Raw genomic sequence first — 19,005 nt, forward strand, 5'->3', positions numbered from 1 at the left:
TTTTAAGCGTTAAGTAATTGAGTAAGGATGGCGTTTTGGCCATGCATTCTATTTTCGGCTTGCTGCATTAATAGCGACTTGTCGCTATCAATCAACGAACCTGTAATTTCTAGGTCGCGATGGGCAGGCTGGCAGTGCATAACGTAGCTTGCACCGGTTGCCTCCATCAACGCTTCATTAACCTGATAAGGCATGAATTTTTCTTTTATCACTTCAAGAGGTGTGTCGTCACCCATTGAAAGCCACGTATCTGCATAGATTACGTCTGCCCCGTTGGCTGCACTTAAATCATTGCTTTCAACAATCGATACACCGGTCTTCTCTGCAATCGCTTTTGCCTGCGCAACAATTTCAGGCGACGCTTCATGACCTTCTGGTGTCACCACAACTTGATTGCAACCCAGTAGGGCACCAACGATTAACAGCGAGTGAGTCACGTTGTTACCGTCACCCACATAGGCCATGGTAAGACCTTCCGTTTTACCAAAGCGTTCAAACATAGTCAGGTAGTCAGCAAGGCCTTGGCAAGGATGGTATTTATCGCACAGAGCGTTAATAACCGGCACTTTCGCTGCTTTTGAAAAGGTTTCAAGCGTTTCGTGAGAAAATACGCGAGCCACAATGGCGTCAGCCCAGCAAGCAAGGTTAGCCGCAGTATCTACCGCATCTTCACGGCCTGCTAAGTTGCCCGACTGCACATCTAAATACACCATGTGGCCGCCAAGCTTGTTGATGCCGATATCAAAGCTTACACGGGTTCGCAACGACGGTTTTTCAAACAGGGCAACAATAGACTTTCCCGCTAGTACGTTGCTGTAACTTGCGGGGGCTTGCTTAATTTCTACTGCCAATTGCAGCAAATTTTTCATTGCGTCGGTTGTCCAGCCTGCAAAGGTAAGTAGGTCCTGTTTCATTGTACTTCTCCGGCATTGCCTTTTGTAAAGTCGGTGTGGGGTAAGTCAGCGCTTGTTGACTTTGTATTTGTCAGGGCTGAGGGCAGTATTTGTGTGCCCGTTTTCTTATTTAAAATGTCGTTAATATCGGCTGCCCAGCTTGCGATGTAAACCGAGCGCTCCAGGCTTTCTGCAGACGCTAGTGCCGCATCTACTTTTACTTTCATTCCGTCAGTGATCACGCCTTCATCTGCGTATTTCGAAATGTTTGCAGCGTTAAGTTCGCTAATTAGCGATTTGTCACCGTCAAGTACACCTTCAACATTAGAAAGTAATAATAATTCTGCGTTAAGCAGCTCGGCAATGACCGTAGCAGCTTGGTCAGCATTTACATTGAGTAATCTACCTTGCGGGCTTGAGCCAATAGAGCTAATAACCGGAAGTGTAGACTGGGCTAGCACGCTTTTAAGAAACGATGCATCGGCTGTCGAAGGCACGCCCACGGCGCCATATTGGTCAGCAAGTGGCTCACATACCACCATGTTTCCATCTAGCAGCGACAAACCAACAGGCGTAATACCAGCGGCAAGTGCCGCGGCACAGAGCTGTTTGTTCGCAGAGCCTGCCAGTGCGCCACAAATGTAGGGCATATGTTCATCGGGCGTAACCCGAAGACCATCAATTTTAGTACTTTTAAGACCAAGGCTGGCCATTAATGTTTCTACTAACGGACCGCCGCCATGTACCACAACGACTGGGCGTGCGGCCTGTACGTCTTTTACGCTTAAAAATAAGCGCGTCATTGCCGCTGCATCGTCAAGCAATGCACCACCAACTTTAATTACGATAGGTGAAACACTCATAGTACTAACCCTGTTTCTACTGGTTGTTTCGTCATTATATTAAGGCACTGTATAGCCTGAGAGGCGGCACCTTTCATTACGTTGTCTATTGCAGCGGTAACCACTGCGTACCCAGATACTTCGTCTAACTTCCAGTGAAGGTCAACAAATGGGGTGTGAGCAACGTCGTCAATTTTTGGAAAACACTTGCGCAAACGCACAATGGGTTTATCAGCATAGGCGTCAGTGTACGCTTTCTCAAGTTGTGCGCTGGTGGTACCAGCCTTAACTTTAACCGTTACCGTCGCCAATATACCTCTTTTGAAGTTTCCTAAGTGTGGTGTGAAGATAACAGGAGTGCCTAAATATGCTTCAATTTCAGGAGTATGGCGATGGCCTAGCACACCATATGCCTGCAGGCTTACCTCAAAAAAGCTAGTGGCAAGGCTAGCTTTTCTGCCTGCGCCAGATACACCAGATACGGCGTTTATCACAGGGCGTACGCTCTCATCTAATAAACCGTTGTGCGCAAGTGGTTTTAGCGCGCTTAGGCTGGCGGTGGGGTAACAACCTGGTACTGCGATAACATCGGCGCTTGCTATTTGTGCTTCGTGCCACTCAGAGAGGCCGTATACCGCTTGGGCCAAGCTTTGTTCTTGTGTATGGGGGAAGCCGTAAAATTGTTCAAAGACTTTTGTATCTTTCAGTCTAAACGCACCTGATAAATCGAGCACTTTGGCTTTACCTGAAGATAAGATAGGCATCCAGTCGTGGCTGGCCTCGTGGGGCGTAGCCAAGAAAATAAAATCTACGTTATCCGCCATCTCTTTTAATGCAGCGTCTGAAATAGGGGTAAGCGTAGCGTTCACATGAGCCAAATTGCCATGTAGCTCTGCGATATTTTTACCCGCGTCATTGCTATTTTCAGACACGTAAGTGCCTGCTAAAGATAGTTTAGGATGTTGAATAACCAACTGAACAAGTTGTGCCCCTGTGTAACCACTGGCACCAATAATTGAAACGTTATGCATAATTAAAAATTCAATAAAAGGAGAAAAAAATCACTTTTTACCTTTGTAAACTGGTTGGGCGTAAATCCTTGCCTAACCGCGACCACATTACAAAGGTAAAAAGTGTGCTACAGAATGTGCATAGAAGTGCGCACGCATCGTCGTGCGCTATGCAAGATGTAGCCAGCCAGGGGAGAGGTTAACTCTATATCGTTGCAAGTGGTTGAACCAACAACGTGAGTTGGTTGTGTCATCATCAATTCCTATCATGTTACAACCCGAAATAAGTGGGTTGGATGCTTTAACCGTCGACTATTTTAACGTTATTGAATTTTTATTCAATAAAAATGTATAAATATTTCTTTTTATTTGTTTCTTGGGCTCGGTGTTAACAAATTAATCAATAATACATTTGTAGTTGTTACAGTCAGTTGACAACGTAAGCTAGAGAACTGAATATTTATATCTGTTGTCGCACGATTATTAGGTATGTGAACAGTTCGCCTATTTATGTAGCGTTTTTACCTGTACATTCAGCAATTTTGTTAAGTGTGGAGCGTGTGGATGGCGACAAGACTACAGGCGTTGAATGCGTTTTATAACAATCGGAAATTTAAATGAGCAAACTTACCTTGGCGCTTGTGGCGCACGATCACAAAAAACCTGAATTGTTAGCATGGGTTAAGCAACACATCGACGTGCTTAAACAATGCGATTTAGTGGGAACAGGAACGACAGGCGGTTTGATTGCCAGCGAAACCGGACTTGATGTAACACGGTATAAAAGTGGTCCGCTTGGGGGTGACCAGCAAATAGGGGCACTTATTGCTGAAAATAAACTCGATGCGCTTTTCTTTTTCTGGGACCCGCTAAACCCAGCGCCGCATGACCCCGATGTTAAAGCATTGCTGCGATTGTGCTCGGTATGGAATGTACCGGTGGCTTGCACGCCAGCGACGGCTGATTTAGTAATCACGTCGCCGCTCTTCTTGTCACCGGACTACAAGCCGGTAAAGCCGAATTTTTAGCTGCTGCTTTTATCTTAAACTTTGTAACAACGAATATTGTTGGCGAAACGGAATTTGGTAGCAAGCCAGCCATAAAAAAGGCTGGCCTAGGCCAGCACTCTTCATAACGGGTAAGCGCTCAAAGACACAGGTAGGTCTTATCTAAATATATCCCGTAATTTGCGCACGTCTTCACGCTGCGTCTTTAGGTCTGCTTTCTGCTCCTCAGTAAGCACGGCAAACATGGCTTGACGATGTTTTGCTTTCTCAACTCCCGCGCTAACAATGTCGTCCTTGTATTTTGTAACAAGCGCTTCCCAGGAAGCTTGCGAGAATGACGAGCTACGAATTAATTCGCGCTGTGCATCTTTAAAACTACGTACGATTTGTCTGTTTGCTTCGGCGGTGTCTTTAAAAGACTCGCGAAGTGCACTAAGACTCTCTCTCTGTGTATCACTTAGCTCAATGCCTTCGAACGGCAGGCCATCGCGCTTGTATTCATGGCCTTTACGGTTGTGATGAGAGAATTTTTTATCTTTACCTTCTCTGTCTAAACGTTTCGCAAATTGCATCTTTTTCTCTTCAGATGCATTGCGACGTTTTTCGCTTTTAACTTCTCTCTTGGCCTCTCGAGCTAAAACTTTTTCTTGCTGCTCTTCAGTTAGCACATTAAAAATATCATGGCGAAGTTGCGTAAGAGCAAAGTGTTGAGTTTCACGCTTTTCAAACTGAGTTTGAATAAACGTACTGATTTGGGTTTCAGTGGCGGTTTCAAAATCGAAGTTGGGTTTCTCAAAATCTCCACGCTCAGGTCGAGGGTGAGCGTCTTTAAAGGCGCTAACCAGAGTTTTTATTTCTTCACGCTGCAAGTCGCTCAAGCCTATGCCGCGAAGGTGTTTAACCATTTCTTTAACCGGTTCGTGGTGACGCATACCAGGGCCCGCAGGCTGAGCCAACGCAAGGCCACTTAAACTAATCGCCGCTACAGTTGCACTAGCAATCAATAACTTTTTCATTGTCGTCTCCTTTTTGTTCGGACACGGTAATCTTAGCGTTCTCAACAAAGAAAGCTGTCAACGTACTGTAAAGCTTATGTAAAGGTGATGCCGTTTGGTAATTGTAAAGGTCTGAAAAGATATAGTATGCGTTTGACTGTCGCTTTCGATAATTTTTGAAAGCTTCGCTTCAAGCGTGGGTTGAAGTTTATTTCGTTTACAGGCACTTTCATGAATCTAGCAGCTAAAGAGTTTAATACTATGAGTTCAGATTTTCACTTGCAGTCAGTTCTGGTTATTGATGACGACCGAGAGCTAACAGAAATGCTTTCTGCTTACTTGTCGGGTATGGGCTATCAGGTTCAGGTGAAAAATGATGGAGAAGAAGGCTTATCGGAGGCCATCTCAGGGCGTCATTATGACCTGATTCTTCTTGATGTAATGATGCCAAAAATGGACGGGTTCGACGTGTTAAAAAAGCTACGGGCAAGCCACAGCACGCCAGTGCTTATGCTTACAGCGAGAGGTGACGACTACGACCGCATTTTAGGTCTTGAAATGGGCGCAGATGATTATTTGCCTAAGCCATTTAACCATAGAGAATTAGTGGCTCGTATCAAGGCGATTGTTCGTCGACACAACCTCTCAGCAACAGGTGGGGCAGTTGAACAAGATTTGTATGTAAATGGAATTTTTCTAAGCCCCAGTAGTCAACTCGCCAAAGTCGATGATGTTGAACTCACGCTTACCACTACTGAGTTTTTGATCTTGCGTTTGCTCATGCTTAACGCTGCACAGCGTGTGACGAAAGAAGAAATAAGCTTAAAAATACTGGGCAAACCGCTTCAAGCCTTTGACCGCAGTATCGATATGCATGTAAGCAACCTGCGTAAAAAAATGAGTGTAGTAGCCGTTGATGAAAAAATAAAAACCATTCGCGGCGTAGGGTATATGTTAATTACTGGAACCCATTAATGGTAAAAATATTACGCAGCATAAACCCAACGCGCGCCATCATGGGGCGCATTTTTCTTTGGTTTTGGGCAACCTTTATTGTTACGGCTCTTCTGGCAATATGGGGAAGTCGTCTGTTTTTCGAAGACCTGCAAGTGGTGCAGATTAAGCCCCGTGAAGCGGCTGACCTAAACCAAGCAATTGAACGGATGCAGCGTGACCGATTACAAACAATGCCATTAGAGGTAGCGCTCGAGCGAAGCTCTCGAGGTGTGAGAGGACGGTTGATTGCCGTAAACGTTCAGGATAACAGCTTAACATCAGCCGGTGGACCACCGCTGCGAGACAATGATGTAGATGACTTACTGCGTCTGGTAAACCAAACGTCGCCGATTGCGGTTAAGCGAGGCGCATTTAAAATCATAGGCCCATTATTTTTTGACCGTGATGGAAAACGCTTTGCGCTTTTCTCAGCGAAGCTTGATATTCCCGAAAAGAGAACCCCTCCTGTATTACTTTTTTTGACCATCGCCCTTATTACCACCATCCTTTTAAGCTGGTTATTTGCTAAATCGCTGACAACGCCTATTTTGCATATTCAAGGCTCAGCAAAACGTTTAGCGGGCGGAGATTGGCAAACACGGGTTGGTAGTGCCGCTAAGCGTCAGGATGAGCTAGGGCAACTCGCTCGTGATTTTAACAAGATGGCAGAACAATTGGAGTCGATGTGGGGGGCTCAGAAGCGCCTGTTAGCAGATGTTTCTCATGAACTACGCTCACCACTTGCTCGACTGCAAATGGCACTAGGTCTTGCTCATCAGCAAAATGTAGACCCGGATACGCTATCTCGCGTTGAGCGAGAAGCTGACCGTATGGAAGCGTTGGTGGCGCAGTTACTTACGTTAAGCCGTGCCGAATCCGGGGAGGCGACAATGCAAAAGCAAGCATTGAGCTTCGTACTTAACGATGTATTTACCGATGCTAATTTTGAAGCGGCGAACAAAAATAAGCAGTTACAAATAGACGATATTCCTAAAAAGACCGTACTTATCGACAGTCTGATGCTGTGTCGAGCGGTAGAGAATGTTTTACGCAACGCCATCCGACATAGTAAATTTATGACACATGTTTCGTTCAGCGAAAATGATGAGTATTGGTGTATTCATATAACAGACGATGGTGATGGGCTAACGGCTGAAGAATGTGACCGTATATTCTCTCCATTTTATAGAGCCACTCTGGCCAGGGAACGTGATTCCGGTGGCGTTGGCTTAGGTTTATCCATTGCAAAAGCAGCGGTTGAGTTGCATCATGGTCGTATTATTGCTGAACCTGCTGAGCGCGGTGGGCTGTGTGTTACCCTGTCTTTTCCTAAGTGCTGAATAGGGCAATGACAGCGGTTACTGGCCTTATATGAGCGTGACTTGATTGTAGAAAGGGTATTTATGAACTGGACGCTCACGTCTGAAAATAACTTAGCAAGCACCTTTGCCTCGCATATTAATCCTTTTTGGATTGACAGTGTTACCCAAGGTCATTTCCTAGGTAAAGACGATATTAAGGTGCGTTTCGCCCATTGCATTCCCGAGTTGCCTCGGGCAACTATTGTAATCTGCTCGGGGCGCATCGAATCGTATCTGAAGTACAAAGAGTTTGTTTACGATTTATATCAAAACGGATTTGCCGTATTTATCTTAGACCATAGAGGGCAGGGCCTGTCAGATAGAATGACAAGGGATCCTCAGCACGGTTATGTCGCGCACTTTGATGACTACGTCGATGATTTCGTCACGTTTGTAGACACCATTGTTAAGCCGTTGCAGCAAGGCCCGCTGCAGCTAATTTGTCACTCAATGGGTGGCGCTATTGGTGCGCTTACTTTACTGCGCTTGCCCAATTTATTTTCCAAAGCGGTACTTGCATCACCGATGTTTGGTATCAAGCCCTCCTTGCCTAACTGGCTAGCAAATGGATTAATTCGCACCGGTCTTGCCGTGAATAGAATGGCAAAGAAGGATGCGGGTTACTTCTTTGGCCAAACGCCCTATATCGCGTTTCCTTTTTCATTGAACAAGCTCACCCACAGTAAAGCACGCTATGCGTTGTTTCGTGAGCTATACGATGAAGAGCAAGAAATTCAGCTTGGTGGTGTAACCACTGAATGGCTAGCCGCAGCACATCAGGCAATGAACAAAATTGAAAACAGTGCGCGAGGGATCACTACTCCTTCTCTAGTACTTAGCGCAGATGATGACGCGATTATTGATAATAAGCGACAAAGGCGTGTGGCGCAGCTGATGCCGAATGCAACGCTTGAAATTGTGCCCCGTGCTTATCATGAGCTTTTTACCGAGTCAGACGAAATACGGGAGCGTTCCGTTAAACGTATTCTCGATTTTTTAACCAGTGAGTAGGGTTAATACTGACGTCGTTTGACCGGGAGCCTTGCTTTCTTGCCATAAAAGCAACGTCGAAGATGATGATGACCTCAGTTTCGTTATAAAATAGCCGAGTGATTAACTATTAAGGTAGTGTAGAAAGGCATGCTCGATATTGTACTTTATCAGCCAGAGATCCCGCCCAATACGGGAAATATCATTCGCTTATGTGCAAACAGTGGATTTACGCTGCACCTAATTGAGCCGTTAGGGTTCGAGTGGGACGATAAGCGTGTTCGCCGTGCAGGCTTAGATTACCATGAATTTGCTCACGTTAAGCGTCACGCCAGTTTAGACGCTTACCTTGAAGATGCAAAACCGAACCGCGTTTTTGCCTGCACAACCAAAGGCAAAGCGTTTCATAGCGATGTATCCTATAAAAAAGGCGACGCGCTAATCTTTGGCCCTGAGACTCGCGGTTTACCAGACGATTATATTCAATCGCTACCTCCAGAGCAGCGCGTTCGCATTCCTATGTTGCCAGACAGTCGCAGTATGAACCTATCGAACGCAGTGTCGGTTTTTGTTTATGAAAGCTGGCGCCAATTAGGTTACGACGGAGCGCGATAGCGCAAGATGGATAAAGCAGCCTGAAGACATTCGTTTTTATGAAGCCCCGGTGTAGGGGCTTTTTTGTACCCAACCTGCTCGCCCGCTAATTGATGTAGCTATACGCGTACCTGAAATTGGGCTATACGTTGATGTTTTGCCGAGGGCGTAAAGGGTTGAGGTTATCGACAACCATCGTTACTACGTTGCGAATAACCATTACTACCGCAAGCATGGAAACCGTTATGTTGTGGTCGATTCACCCTACAAAAAGGCGAAAAAAGTTAAAAGGTTTAAGCGCAATAAACATAACCACGATGGCTATCGAGACAACACCAAAGTGATAGTGGTAAGAGAAGGTCGCTAATTAGTCACTGAAATAACAAAATAAAACGAAGCGTAATGCGATTACGCTTCGTTTTTCAAATCTCGACCGAGCAGGGCTAAGGCTGCTTCTTTAGGTGACTTTCCGTGATAAAGCACCGCGTATATCTGCTCACAGATAGGCATTTCCACACCCACCTTTTTGGATAACACGTGGACTTCTTCAGTATTGCGGTAACCTTCAACGACCTGACCAATTTCTTCAATGGCTACATTTACGCTTTTACCTTGGCCTAGTGCCAAACCAAAGCGACGATTGCGCGACTGATTGTCAGTGCAGGTTAATACTAAATCGCCAAGGCCGGCCATACCCATAAAGGTTTCTGGGTTCGCACCCAGCTTTACGCCTAAACGCGTAAGCTCTGCTAAGCCGCGGGTGATCAATGCAGTACGTGCATTGGCTCCAAACCCTAGGCCGTCTGCTAAGCCTGCGCCAATGGCGATAACGTTTTTAACCGCGCCACCAAGCTGTACACCCGTGAAATCAGAGTTTTTGTATACCCGGAACGACTTTGCGCAGTGCAGTTTTGCTGCAAACTCATCACTTAAGGTATCGTCGGTAGAAGACAATGAAATAGCGGTAGGCAAGCCTGCTACCATCTCTTTAGCGAAAGTGGGGCCAGAAAGCACCGCTAGCGGATAGTCGGTTCCAAGAATCTCCTCTGCCACATCACGAAGTAAACGGCCGGTTTTAGGTTCAAGCCCTTTAGTCGCCCAAATAATGCGATGATGGGGTTTCAGCAATGGCTTTAAGCTTTGTAGCATGGCCGCAAATGCATGGCTGGGAACCACCACTAAGATATCTTGGCTGGCGGCAACAACGTCTTCTAAATCGGCGTTTACAACTAACGCTTCGGGAAACGTAGCGCCAGGGAGGTATCGCGTGTTTTCGCGATTCGCCGCCATTTCAGCAATGTGCTTTTCATCACGGCCCCAAAGCAGTGTTGGGTTGCCATTTCTGGCAAGACAAAAAGCAAGGGCGGTGCCGTAAGACCCCGCCCCCAATACTGAAACCGACTCTGAAACCGAATTCGACTTCATGTCCACGTCCATCATGGTCACCTAATTAGGCGTCCATTTTAGGCGCTTCGCCTTGCGCTTGCTGTGCACGTTTTTGTACGTAAGCGGCAAAGATAGCGTCAAAGTTTACAGGTGCTAGGTTAAGTGGAGGGAAAGTTCCACGGTTAACCAGGTTAGAGATAGCTTCACGCGCATATGGGAATAGCATGTTCGGGCAGAACGAACCTAGCGTGTGTGCTTTGTTTTGATCTGGCATTTCGCCAATGGCAAAGATACCTGCTTGCTGAACTTCACAAAGGAACGCTGTTTCTTCGCCAAGTGTTGCTGTAACGGTAACTGAAAGCACCACTTCAAACACATTTTCTTCTAACTTGTTCGTGCTAGTGTCGATGTCTAGTTTAATTTCTGGCTTCCACTCTTTAGTGAAAATAGCAGGTGCGTTTGGAGACTCAAAAGAAATATCTTTTGTGTAGATACGCTGAATATTGAACTGAGCACCTTGCTGCGCTGGTGTGCTTGCTGCTTCGCCGTTGTTTGTCTGATTTTCGTCAGCCATGGTATTTCCTATTTAATTGTCGTTTTAATTTAATGTAGTGCGTTGCTGTATGCGCTGACGCTTACGCTAAACCCAACATTGGGTTTAGTTTGCTTTGTGCTTCTAAAGCCATCATATCATCACAGCCACCAACGTGCTGATCGTCAATGAAAATTTGCGGAACAGTCCAGCCGCCGTTGGCGCGCTCGATCATCTCGTCGCGCAGCTCAGGCTTAACATCGATCGGGTATTCAATAAATTCTACACCTTTTTGCGTCAACAGTGCTTTTGCACGGTGGCAATAGGGGCAATGGCCCTTGGTGTAAAGTTCTACTTTGCTCATAAAGGTTACCTGTTATTTAGAAACGGGAAGGCTGGCGCTTTGCCATGCGTTCATTCCGCCTTTTAATACATTCACATTAGCGAAGCCATCTTTTTGCATCGCGCTTGCTGTACCACGAGCCTGATTACCCATAGCGCATACTACGATAATGGGTTTGTCTTTACTGTTTTCAAGTTTCTTAAAGTTTTTCTCACGCAACTCTTCAGGTTTAATTTGTCTGGCACCCAAGATATGACCAGCCTTAAACTCTTTCGCAGGGCGTGTGTCTAGCACTATCGCATCTTCTTTATTAATGAGAAGTGTTGCTTCGTGAGTGCTCAATTCTTTTACCGGCGATGTCCATGCACTGATGTAGCTAAATATCAACATCGCAATCAGTGCAACCCAAATACCAGCAAGAATAAAATTGTTGCTAGCAAATTCAATTAGTTGATCCATTACCTCTAACCCTGTCTACAGACCATGAAAAGTGTGCAAAGTATATAGAAAACTGGGCGAGAAACCAGCCTACCTTCACGTAAGATGTGTCCAAGGCGCAGTACATCTTGGTCAAATACTTTAGATGATTGATATTACGGATAAATTGCACTGGGCTTATGGATAGTCGTCAGATACACTGGATTGGGTTATTAGCAGCAATGATGAAACCAGGTAGTTCATTATTGATATCAGTTGAGGTTTTAAGCGCACGTTATGTCAGCACGGTCATTATTTTCAATCATCGGGTGCATTATTGCCCTCACTTTGCTGCCGATTGGAAGTGGTGCTGTTGCGCAAGAAAGTAGTGCCAGTGCTCAAAAAGAGAAATTAGCTGAACTTCAGGCTGAACTTCGCGCCCGTCAGCAGGTGCTAGAAAACAATAAGGCCAGTGCACAAGAACTTGAGAATGTGCTTAAAGCTTCAGAGCTTGAAATTGCAAAAGTTGCTAAAGCGTTGGCGACAACTGGCCAAGCGTTAAAAAACGTTCAAAAAGAACAAGCCACACTTGAAAGCGAACAGGAAGCGCTTAAAGCAGCCATCCGAAAACAGCAATCTTTGTTGTCCAGCCAGCTTAAAAGTGCATTTATGGCAGGGCATTACGACTACGCAAAAATGGTATTTTACCAAGATGATGCTCGCACATTTGAGCGGGTTATTACCTATTATCAATACGTTGCAAAAGCCCGTCAGAAAGAAATAGAAAGCTTCCGTTCGAATGTGGCGAGATTGGAAGAAGTGAATGCTGAACTTGATGAGAAGGCGCAGTCACTCGCGGCGCTTAAAGAGGAACAAGAGGGGCAACGCGCGGTCTTGATAACCCGTCAGGACGACAGAAAGACCACACTGAAGAAAATAAACAAAACGATAGCTTCAGAAAATCAACGAATTGCGTCACTGCAAGCGGATGAAAAAGCGCTTAAAGATGCCATTGAAGCAGCGAGAATCGCTGCAGAGCGAGCGGCAAGAGAAGCGGAAGTGTCGATGGCGGGTTTAGCGAAACTTAAAGGAAAGCTCGCCCCGCCGGTGAACGGAAGAATACGTAACTTATTTGGAAGTCGCCGCCAAGGTCAGGTGTCGTGGAAGGGCATTGTCATAGATGGTGCAGAAGGCGACCCGGTCAATAGTATTGCGCCTGGTAAGGTGCTATATGCAGACTGGCTTCGAGGCTTCGGGTTAGTGGCCATTGTTGATCACGGTAAAGGTTACATGAGCGTTTACGGGCACAATCAAGCTCTGCTCAAACAAGCAGGCGACGATGTAAGGCAGGGGGAGCGTATTGCGCTTGTTGGTCGAAGCGGTGGTCAGGAATATCCCAATCTTTATTTTGAAATCCGTCACAAAGGAAAGGCGCTTAATCCTAGCGCCTGGCTGGATTAGCAAGGTTTTCTTCGGTTTTGCACAAACTACGTTGAAACTGAATCAGTTGTTGGTATTCTAGAAACAATAGCTATGGGCGACAGGCCCTCATGTGCGCTTAATAATAATGAAGAAAAATGGATGTAATTTAGATGCTTTTGCGTCTGCTAATACCTTGTATAATCTTTGTTTTATGCGGGCTAATTAGCCCTCAAGTAAAAGCAAAGTCAGACATAATAATAATCTTAGATGACCTGGGGTACAGGCCGTCCGATGTCGCTGCTTTTTCTCTCCCTAAAGAAATTACTTTTTCTATTCTCCCACAGACTCCATTGGCCTCTGAGATCGCAAAGCGCGCAGATCAAGAAGGCAGAGCGGTCATGCTGCATATGCCCATGCAAGCGCAAAACGGTAAGGATATGGGGCCCCTTGGGCTGACTACAGATATGTTTGCCGGAGCGATAACGCATAACGTACGTAAAGCGATTAAAAGTTTACCCAACGCAGTGGGACTTAATAATCATATGGGGAGCGCGTTTACCGGGCAACATGAGGCGATGGAGGCACTGTTAAAAGAAGTAAAGCGCCAAGGTTTATTTTTCGTCGACAGTCGCACAACGGTGCTAACGAAAGGCGAAGAAATTGCAGAGCGACTAGGAGTGCCTAATGCTAGTCGGCAGGTATTTCTTGATCACAAGTTAGACCCAAGGTTCTTGCTTAAACAGTTTAATCAAATGAAGCGAATTGCTAAAAGAGACGGGCACGTGGTAGTTATTGGCCATCCTCATCCTGCAACGATAGACTTCTTAAATACCCATCTTCCTTCACTTGAAGAGGAAGGGTTTACGTTAACCTCTGTCGCCGACTATTTTTCACACGCACCTAAAGTGGCTAAACAATTTGCTGAAAAACACGCGCATACTGCATCTCTTACAAGTGTCTCTCCAACGTCTTCGCTACTTAATTAGTCTATTTTAATCTCATTAAGATCAAAATTTAATGTGTGAACGTTTCGCATTTTAAATAGTCTGTTATAATATAACGTCTCTGGCGACGATGTCGCGAACAAATTTTCTTTTACGGTGGTAATTAGAGTAATGACTCCAATTGACGAGAATCCAACAAAACTAGACAAACTTGGCATCTGGGTGTCCAGTTTGTGCGCGCTGCACTGTCTAGCGCTGCCTGTTTTGGTGCCTCTGCTACCGCTTATAGGTTCAAGCTTTTTTGCGCAAGTATGGTTTGAAAGAACAATTTTAACGTTTTCTCTTATCGTAGGTGCAGTTGCTTTGCTTAGCGGCGCTATTCGCTACCACGGTAAATATTACCCACTCGCGCTGCTTTTCACAGGTGGAGCCATCTATTGGCACAAAGATATTTTCGGCCATCACTACGAGCCCTTTACCATTGCTATTGGCGCGGCGTTAATTGTAGCGGGTCACTGGGTGAATATGCGTTTATGTAGGCAGTGCAAATGCTGCAAGCGCACCGTATTTTCAGAGCATCTGTCCACTGAACTTAAATAGACTGTCTGAGTTGCTGACAGAAAAAACGAGCCAATGGCTCGCTTTTGTGTTTAAAAGCACAGACTTTAAAGTAGTACTTTGCGAGCGGTATCGGGTACGTTTGTAAATATCCCTGCTACTCCCCACTCTTTAAGCATTAACATATCTCTTGGCTCATCAACGGTGTAAACAAATACGTCAAAACCCTCTTGCTGCGCTGTTTGCACAAACTCCTTATCAACGGCATCTAAAGCTATGTTCACGGAATATGCATGTAGAGCGCGTGCACTTGCCGTGCAGTCTAGTTCATAACTGGCAGACAAGGCACCAATCTTTACGTCCGACCAACGTGATGCAATAGCTTGTAACCAGTGATGGTTAAATGAAGAAATAAGTAATTTTTCAGTGTCAATGTCGCTTTGCTGTACAGCAGTTTTGACTTCATGTACCCAGCTATCGACATCCCGTAAGTGCTTTATTTCAATATTGCACCATTTATTACCTGCCACACAGTTAAGGGCTTCCGCAAGGGTTGGAATGCGTTCGCCTTCACCAATATCCATGTTCCTTAGCGTTTCCCATTGCGCGTCGAGCAAATAGCCCGGTTCTCGGGCCCTGCGTGCCAGCGTTCTGTCGTGAAACACCACAATGCCGCTGTCGTGCTGATAGGTATCAAATTCAATCCCGTCTGCATTTTGTTCAAAGGCAAGGTTAAATGCTTTTACCGAGTTTTCAGGTGCCGCTTTACTGGCTCCACGGTGCGCAAAAATTAACATAGGCGAAGAGATCCTTACGTTAAAAACAGAGCGTTATGAGTTGTTAGCGCTATGCAATTTATGGGTGTTAAGTGTTTCGTAGATTGACGCAGAGGTGATCAGTATACCGCCGATTAACGCACTCCAACCGGGTTTTTCATTTAATAAAATAATGGCCAGAAAAACGCCATAAAGCGGCTGCATACAGGCAATAAGAGAAAAGGTTTTCGCTCTAAGATGTCGAAGGCTTGCTGCAATTAGTGCATGGGGAAGGGCAGTAAACACCGTACCTAATAATAGTAGCATTAACCAAGAATTAGCTGAAGCAGAAGTAATGGCTTCACTGCCGACGGGCAACATTAAAACACTGATAACTAACGTCTGCCATGCCATAGCCTGTGCGCCACTGTAGTGTTTGAAATGCTTACGATGAATGAGGTTTCTAAACGAATATAGAACAGCAGAAGCAATGCCAATCAAAACACCCAGTGTCACATCATTCTCAAGGGACGTTTCTGGCACAATAAGGTAGACGCCGACAATGACGGTGAGGGTTGATACGATGTCTTGCCAAACCAAACGTACGCGCTCAAAGAAAGGCTCAATGAGTACGGTGATTACCGGAAACGTGAACAGGGCAATCATGCCCACGGACACCCCAGCAAACTGCATCGCAGCAAAATACGTCACCCAGTGTAGTGCCATAAGTACACCTAAACCTAGCGCGACGCCGTAATCTTTTTTTGAATTAAGCTTTATTTTGTTATTTGCCAGCTTTAAAAACGCAAACAGCGCGATGCACGCAAATATTGAACGTACCAGCGTTATATCACTGGCACTTAGAGGCACAACCCTCGAGAAGAGAGCTGTACCACCAAGTAAGATTACGGTGAAATGAAGTGAGATCAGGCTTTTTTTAACAGCATCCATAGATTAGCTGTCGGCGCCCTCTGATGGCGTTTCCTTTTTAGCGTCACTGCTTGAGTCGTCTAGAACGGATTTGCTGTCTTTAGTGTCTAGGGGAGGCTGCTCTGTTACTTCGTCATCGCGTGCTGACGCTTTCAATGCCATAGGCTCACCAAGACGGGTGACCATACCAGGGGCTAGCTCCTCAAAGTCAATCATGTCTTTTTCGAAACATACCACAATAGTAGACCCTAGTTTGAAGCGACCCAATTCGGCGCCTTTTTCTAGCTTCACCGCTGCTTCACTATCTTTTTCATACGACCAGTGTTGAACGTTTTTTCCCGCTGGTGGGGTAACAGTACCTGCCCATACAGTCTCAATACTGGCAACAATCGTTGCGCCAACAAGTACCATCGCCATTTTTCCCACAGGCGTATCGAAAAGCGCAACGACACGTTCATTGCGGGCGAACAGGCCGGGAATATTTTGCGCAGTTAGTGGGTTTACCGAGAAGAGTTCACCGGGCACATATAGCATATCTGTAAGCGTGCCTTCAACAGGCATATGAATTCTGTGATAGTCGCGCGGCGCAAGATAAATGGTCGCGAACTTACCGTTTTTAAATGGCGCTGCAATATCGGGCTTTCCACCTAACAGTGTGGTTAGGCTGAAGTCGTGTCCTTTCGCTTGAAAGATGCTGTCGCTATGAATGTCACCAAACTGGCTCACTGTTCCGTCAACTGCGTGGATGAGCACGTCGTCATTTGCATCAATGCTACGTGCTTCAGGCTTAAGTGGACGAGTGAAGAACTTATTAAAGCTTCGGTAATGCTCAGGCTCTTCATGCAGAGCTTCTGTCATATCAACGTTATACTGCTTGATAAACAGCTTAATAAAAAAGGTAGTGACGCTACCCATTTCTGCTTCGGCAAGCTTGCCCACTAGGCGTGAAAGCAAGTGCTTAGGGGTTACATATTGCAAATTAACTTTAAGCCAATCTAACACAAAATATCTCCGTTTCTTTTATGCAGGTAATTTCGCACTGCATAGATAGCGCTATTGTATAGTAAGTCGTAGTATTTAAAGCAACTTTAGGGTTATGAGTGCTTACGCAAAAGTATAAGCACGCGGTTCATAGTGAAAATAGGTCTCTACCTTTTATCTAACGCAGGCAGATGGGTGGCGTACTTCAACGTAGCCGTCTATGAACCAGGAGGCAGACTATGACTAGGCCGCTGCTCTTCCATTGTGGTTAAAATTCGATGATAGCTGTCAAAACGCTCAACGCTAATTTTCCCTTCTTCCACGGCTTCTCTTAGAATGCATCCTGGGTCGTTTAAGTGCTTGCAGTCTCTGAATTTACAGCCGCCTAGATAATCTCTGAACTCTATAAAGCCCCACGTAATTCGTTCGGTGGGAATATGCCACAAGCCAAATTCGCGCACTCCGGGAGAGTCAATTAAATCGCCGCCAGCAGGTAAGTGAAGTAATTTAGCCGCGGTGGTGGTGTGTTGTCCAAGACCAGAGTTATCCGAAATATCACCGGTTAATTCATCGGCGTCTGGCAGAACCTGATTAATAAGGCTCGACTTACCAACGCCCGACTGACCTACGAAAACACTAATGCTATCGTTCAGGTATTCATTAAGTTTGCTGATACCCTCACCGGTTTTACAACTAGTAAATAGCACCTCGTAACCTAGCTTTTCATAGGTTTTAAGCTGTTGGTTGACTGAGGCCCGCTCTTCTTCGCTAAGAAGCTCAACTTTATTGAGTACGATAAGCGGCGTAATGCCGATGTCTTCACACGCCACAAGGTAGCGGTCAATAATGTTAAGGGAAAGGGTTGGTAAGATAGCGCTCACCACGATAATGCGGTCTATATTCGCCGCTATTGGCTTTATGCCATCATAATAATCAGGGCGAGTAAGAACCGAGTGTCTGTCTTTTACTATTTCAATAACACCACTTACACCTGACTCGGCATCATCTCCTTTACTGAAAAACACTTTATCGCCACATACTACAGAGTCTACGGTGCGTCGAATGTGGCATCGAGAAACTGCGCCATCATTATCTTCAACATCTGCATGTTTACCAAAACGGCCAATTACTGTGCCGCTCTCTAGTGTACTTTCATCTAGGCTAGCAGCGCCTTTTGCGCCGCGCTTTTCTTGCAAGCGCTTGCTTCTGTTTGCTGCCACTTGTCGTTTCTGTCGTTGTGTAAGTTTTGGTTTTTTCGCCACGATTCTTTTCTAGTTTGACGTATACTATGACAATAATACCGTTTGTAGGGCATGGTTGCCATGTCTGTAGCACAATGAGGAAAGTAATGAGTAAACACGACAGTAACCTTGTTTGGATAGACATGGAAATGACAGGGTTAGACCCTGAAACCTGTGTAGTGATGGAAATTGCTACCATTGTCACTGATGCGCAGCTAAATATTTTGGCTGAAGGACCAGTGATAGCCGTGCATCAGAGTGATGAAGTGTTAGATAGCATGGATGAATGGTGTACACGAGTGCATGGTGAAAGCGGGTTAACAGCGCGCTGCCGAGAAAGTAAAATTAGTGTGGAAGAAGCCGCCAAGCAAACAATCGCATTTCTAGAACAATGGGTTGATGCGAGAAAATCACCTCTTTGTGGTAACACCATAGGGCAGGACAGACGCTTTTTAGTGAAGTATATGCCAGAGCTTGAAGATTATTTCCATTATAGAAGTATCGATGTCAGCACAATAAAAGAGCTAACCCGTCGCTGGAAACCTGAGATTTTAGATGGGTTCGAAAAGAAAGGTGTGCATTTGGCACTAGATGATATTCGCGAGTCTATTGAAGAAATGCGCTATTATCGTGAGAAAGTGTTTACGATTTAAGCATTCAGACCAAGAGGTACAAAAAAAGTAGAATTAAAGGTTGCGTTACCCCAAAATTTTTGTAAAATGCGCACCACTTCAAACGAAGTACCTCTTTTGTTGCGGGAATAGCTCAGTTGGTAGAGCACGACCTTGCCAAGGTCGGGGTCGCGAGT

21 protein-coding genes are annotated in these 19,005 nt (G+C 45.5%); 9 read left to right on the plus strand and 12 right to left on the minus strand.

Annotated features, from left to right (window positions below):
- Positions 1–2 precede the first annotated feature (2 nt).
- From JC525_RS17280 to argC, 3 genes are read right to left on the minus strand one after another with little or no spacing between them, the layout of a single operon-like run.
- Positions 3–914 carry an ornithine carbamoyltransferase gene (locus JC525_RS17280; protein ID WP_198816997.1) on the minus strand — a complete coding sequence of 304 codons (912 nt, stop codon included), beginning with the start codon at positions 912–914 and terminating at the stop codon, positions 3–5.
- Complete coding sequence (argB, locus tag JC525_RS17285; protein ID WP_198816999.1) at positions 911–1,756, minus strand: acetylglutamate kinase; 846 nt, start codon at positions 1,754–1,756, stop codon at positions 911–913. Before argB ends, JC525_RS17280 begins: the two co-directional genes overlap by 4 nt.
- Positions 1,753–2,766 (minus strand): N-acetyl-gamma-glutamyl-phosphate reductase, encoded by a 1,014-nt coding sequence (argC, locus tag JC525_RS17290; protein WP_198817001.1) that lies wholly within the window; start codon positions 2,764–2,766, stop codon positions 1,753–1,755. The genes argB and argC overlap by 4 nt, the downstream gene beginning before the upstream one ends.
- Positions 2,767–3,362: 596 nt before the next feature.
- Here argC and JC525_RS17295 point away from each other — a divergent pair.
- Entirely contained in the window at positions 3,363–3,773 is a 411-nt protein-coding gene (locus tag JC525_RS17295; RefSeq protein ID WP_198817002.1) for a methylglyoxal synthase, read from the plus strand.
- 137 nt (positions 3,774–3,910) lie between these two features.
- Here JC525_RS17295 and JC525_RS17300 read toward each other — a convergent pair whose 3' ends face one another.
- Complete coding sequence (locus JC525_RS17300; protein WP_198817009.1) at positions 3,911–4,768, minus strand: Spy/CpxP family protein refolding chaperone; 858 nt, start codon at positions 4,766–4,768, stop codon at positions 3,911–3,913.
- 210 nt (positions 4,769–4,978) lie between these two features.
- Here JC525_RS17300 and JC525_RS17305 point away from each other — a divergent pair, with 210 nt between their 5' ends.
- From JC525_RS17305 to trmL, 4 genes are all read left to right on the plus strand, one after another.
- A complete protein-coding gene (locus tag JC525_RS17305) occupies positions 4,979–5,722 on the plus strand; it encodes a response regulator (RefSeq protein WP_198817010.1) in 744 nt (247 codons plus the stop codon).
- Complete coding sequence (locus tag JC525_RS17310) at positions 5,722–7,083, plus strand: ATP-binding protein (RefSeq protein ID WP_198817012.1); 1,362 nt, start codon at positions 5,722–5,724, stop codon at positions 7,081–7,083. The genes JC525_RS17305 and JC525_RS17310 overlap by 1 nt, the downstream gene beginning before the upstream one ends.
- Before the next feature lie 63 nt (positions 7,084–7,146).
- Positions 7,147–8,115 carry an alpha/beta fold hydrolase gene (locus JC525_RS17315; RefSeq protein WP_198817019.1) on the plus strand — a complete coding sequence of 323 codons (969 nt, stop codon included), beginning with the start codon at positions 7,147–7,149 and terminating at the stop codon, positions 8,113–8,115.
- Between the two features lie 129 nt (positions 8,116–8,244).
- On the plus strand, positions 8,245–8,709 hold the full coding sequence (trmL, locus tag JC525_RS17320; protein ID WP_198817022.1) for a tRNA (uridine(34)/cytosine(34)/5-carboxymethylaminomethyluridine(34)-2'-O)-methyltransferase TrmL: 465 nt from the start codon (positions 8,245–8,247) through the stop codon (positions 8,707–8,709).
- Positions 8,710–9,096: 387 nt separating this feature from the next.
- Here the strand turns inward: trmL and gpsA are convergent, their stop codons facing one another.
- From gpsA to JC525_RS17340, 4 genes are all read right to left on the minus strand, one after another.
- On the minus strand, positions 9,097–10,128 hold the full coding sequence (gpsA, locus tag JC525_RS17325; RefSeq protein WP_198817023.1) for an NAD(P)H-dependent glycerol-3-phosphate dehydrogenase: 1,032 nt from the start codon (positions 10,126–10,128) through the stop codon (positions 9,097–9,099).
- A 10-nt stretch (positions 10,129–10,138) separates the two neighbouring features.
- Positions 10,139–10,648 (minus strand): protein-export chaperone SecB, encoded by a 510-nt coding sequence (gene secB, locus JC525_RS17330; protein WP_198817024.1) that lies wholly within the window; start codon positions 10,646–10,648, stop codon positions 10,139–10,141.
- 61 nt (positions 10,649–10,709) lie between these two features.
- On the minus strand, positions 10,710–10,970 hold the full coding sequence (grxC, locus tag JC525_RS17335; protein WP_014948069.1) for a glutaredoxin 3: 261 nt from the start codon (positions 10,968–10,970) through the stop codon (positions 10,710–10,712).
- Positions 10,971–10,982: 12 nt separating this feature from the next.
- A complete protein-coding gene (locus tag JC525_RS17340) occupies positions 10,983–11,408 on the minus strand; it encodes a rhodanese-like domain-containing protein (RefSeq protein ID WP_105930510.1) in 426 nt (141 codons plus the stop codon).
- 255 nt (positions 11,409–11,663) lie between these two features.
- Here JC525_RS17340 and JC525_RS17345 point away from each other — a divergent pair, with 255 nt between their 5' ends.
- From JC525_RS17345 to JC525_RS17355, 3 genes are all read left to right on the plus strand, one after another.
- Positions 11,664–12,827, plus strand: coding sequence for a murein hydrolase activator EnvC family protein (locus tag JC525_RS17345; protein WP_198817026.1), 1,164 nt, complete (start codon positions 11,664–11,666; stop codon positions 12,825–12,827).
- Positions 12,828–12,958: 131 nt separating this feature from the next.
- Complete coding sequence (locus JC525_RS17350; RefSeq protein ID WP_233095271.1) at positions 12,959–13,774, plus strand: divergent polysaccharide deacetylase family protein; 816 nt, start codon at positions 12,959–12,961, stop codon at positions 13,772–13,774.
- 129 nt (positions 13,775–13,903) lie between these two features.
- Positions 13,904–14,332: a MerC domain-containing protein gene (locus JC525_RS17355; protein ID WP_105930508.1), complete on the plus strand. Its 429-nt coding sequence runs from the start codon at positions 13,904–13,906 to the stop codon at positions 14,330–14,332.
- 65 nt (positions 14,333–14,397) lie between these two features.
- Here JC525_RS17355 and JC525_RS17360 read toward each other — a convergent pair whose 3' ends face one another.
- The 4 genes from JC525_RS17360 to rsgA form a co-directional block, all read right to left on the minus strand.
- Entirely contained in the window at positions 14,398–15,087 is a 690-nt protein-coding gene (locus JC525_RS17360; RefSeq protein ID WP_198817028.1) for a glycerophosphodiester phosphodiesterase, read from the minus strand.
- Between the two features lie 33 nt (positions 15,088–15,120).
- A complete protein-coding gene (locus tag JC525_RS17365) occupies positions 15,121–15,996 on the minus strand; it encodes a DMT family transporter (RefSeq protein WP_120963426.1) in 876 nt (291 codons plus the stop codon).
- Positions 15,997–15,999: 3 nt separating this feature from the next.
- Positions 16,000–16,977, minus strand: coding sequence for an archaetidylserine decarboxylase (asd, locus tag JC525_RS17370; protein WP_198817030.1), 978 nt, complete (start codon positions 16,975–16,977; stop codon positions 16,000–16,002).
- A 197-nt stretch (positions 16,978–17,174) separates the two neighbouring features.
- Complete coding sequence (gene rsgA, locus JC525_RS17375) at positions 17,175–18,218, minus strand: small ribosomal subunit biogenesis GTPase RsgA (RefSeq protein WP_198817036.1); 1,044 nt, start codon at positions 18,216–18,218, stop codon at positions 17,175–17,177.
- A gap of 86 nt (positions 18,219–18,304) precedes the next feature.
- Between rsgA and orn the strand changes: the two genes are divergently transcribed.
- Positions 18,305–18,850: an oligoribonuclease gene (gene orn / locus JC525_RS17380; protein ID WP_198817038.1), complete on the plus strand. Its 546-nt coding sequence runs from the start codon at positions 18,305–18,307 to the stop codon at positions 18,848–18,850.
- Positions 18,851–19,005: the final 155 nt, after the last annotated feature.

The sequence above is a fragment of the Alteromonas sp. IB21 genome (genome assembly GCF_016405965.1).
Taxonomy (GTDB): Bacteria; Pseudomonadota; Gammaproteobacteria; order Enterobacterales; family Alteromonadaceae; genus Alteromonas.

Excerpts from the sequence above, each read along its gene's own strand:
- JC525_RS17280 (WP_198816997.1), bottom strand. The coding sequence starts at position 914 with ATGAAACAGGACCTACTTACCTTTGCAGGCTGGACAACCGACGCAATG.
- trmL (WP_198817022.1), top strand. The coding sequence starts at position 8,245 with ATGCTCGATATTGTACTTTATCAGCCAGAGATCCCGCCCAATACGGGA.
- JC525_RS17305 (WP_198817010.1), top strand. The coding sequence starts at position 4,979 with ATGAATCTAGCAGCTAAAGAGTTTAATACTATGAGTTCAGATTTTCAC.
- JC525_RS17310 (WP_198817012.1), top strand. The coding sequence starts at position 5,722 with ATGGTAAAAATATTACGCAGCATAAACCCAACGCGCGCCATCATGGGG.
- JC525_RS17360 (WP_198817028.1), bottom strand. The coding sequence starts at position 15,087 with ATGTTAATTTTTGCGCACCGTGGAGCCAGTAAAGCGGCACCTGAAAAC.
- grxC (WP_014948069.1), bottom strand. The coding sequence starts at position 10,970 with ATGAGCAAAGTAGAACTTTACACCAAGGGCCATTGCCCCTATTGCCAC.
- secB (WP_198817024.1), bottom strand. The coding sequence starts at position 10,648 with ATGGCTGACGAAAATCAGACAAACAACGGCGAAGCAGCAAGCACACCA.
- orn (WP_198817038.1), top strand. The coding sequence starts at position 18,305 with ATGAGTAAACACGACAGTAACCTTGTTTGGATAGACATGGAAATGACA.
- JC525_RS17355 (WP_105930508.1), top strand. The coding sequence starts at position 13,904 with ATGACTCCAATTGACGAGAATCCAACAAAACTAGACAAACTTGGCATC.
- gpsA (WP_198817023.1), bottom strand. The coding sequence starts at position 10,128 with ATGATGGACGTGGACATGAAGTCGAATTCGGTTTCAGAGTCGGTTTCA.
- JC525_RS17350 (WP_233095271.1), top strand. The coding sequence starts at position 12,959 with ATGCTTTTGCGTCTGCTAATACCTTGTATAATCTTTGTTTTATGCGGG.
- JC525_RS17365 (WP_120963426.1), bottom strand. The coding sequence starts at position 15,996 with ATGGATGCTGTTAAAAAAAGCCTGATCTCACTTCATTTCACCGTAATC.
- argC (WP_198817001.1), bottom strand. The coding sequence starts at position 2,766 with ATGCATAACGTTTCAATTATTGGTGCCAGTGGTTACACAGGGGCACAA.
- JC525_RS17345 (WP_198817026.1), top strand. The coding sequence starts at position 11,664 with ATGTCAGCACGGTCATTATTTTCAATCATCGGGTGCATTATTGCCCTC.
- JC525_RS17300 (WP_198817009.1), bottom strand. The coding sequence starts at position 4,768 with ATGAAAAAGTTATTGATTGCTAGTGCAACTGTAGCGGCGATTAGTTTA.
- argB (WP_198816999.1), bottom strand. The coding sequence starts at position 1,756 with ATGAGTGTTTCACCTATCGTAATTAAAGTTGGTGGTGCATTGCTTGAC.
- JC525_RS17340 (WP_105930510.1), bottom strand. The coding sequence starts at position 11,408 with ATGGATCAACTAATTGAATTTGCTAGCAACAATTTTATTCTTGCTGGT.
- JC525_RS17315 (WP_198817019.1), top strand. The coding sequence starts at position 7,147 with ATGAACTGGACGCTCACGTCTGAAAATAACTTAGCAAGCACCTTTGCC.
- JC525_RS17295 (WP_198817002.1), top strand. The coding sequence starts at position 3,363 with ATGAGCAAACTTACCTTGGCGCTTGTGGCGCACGATCACAAAAAACCT.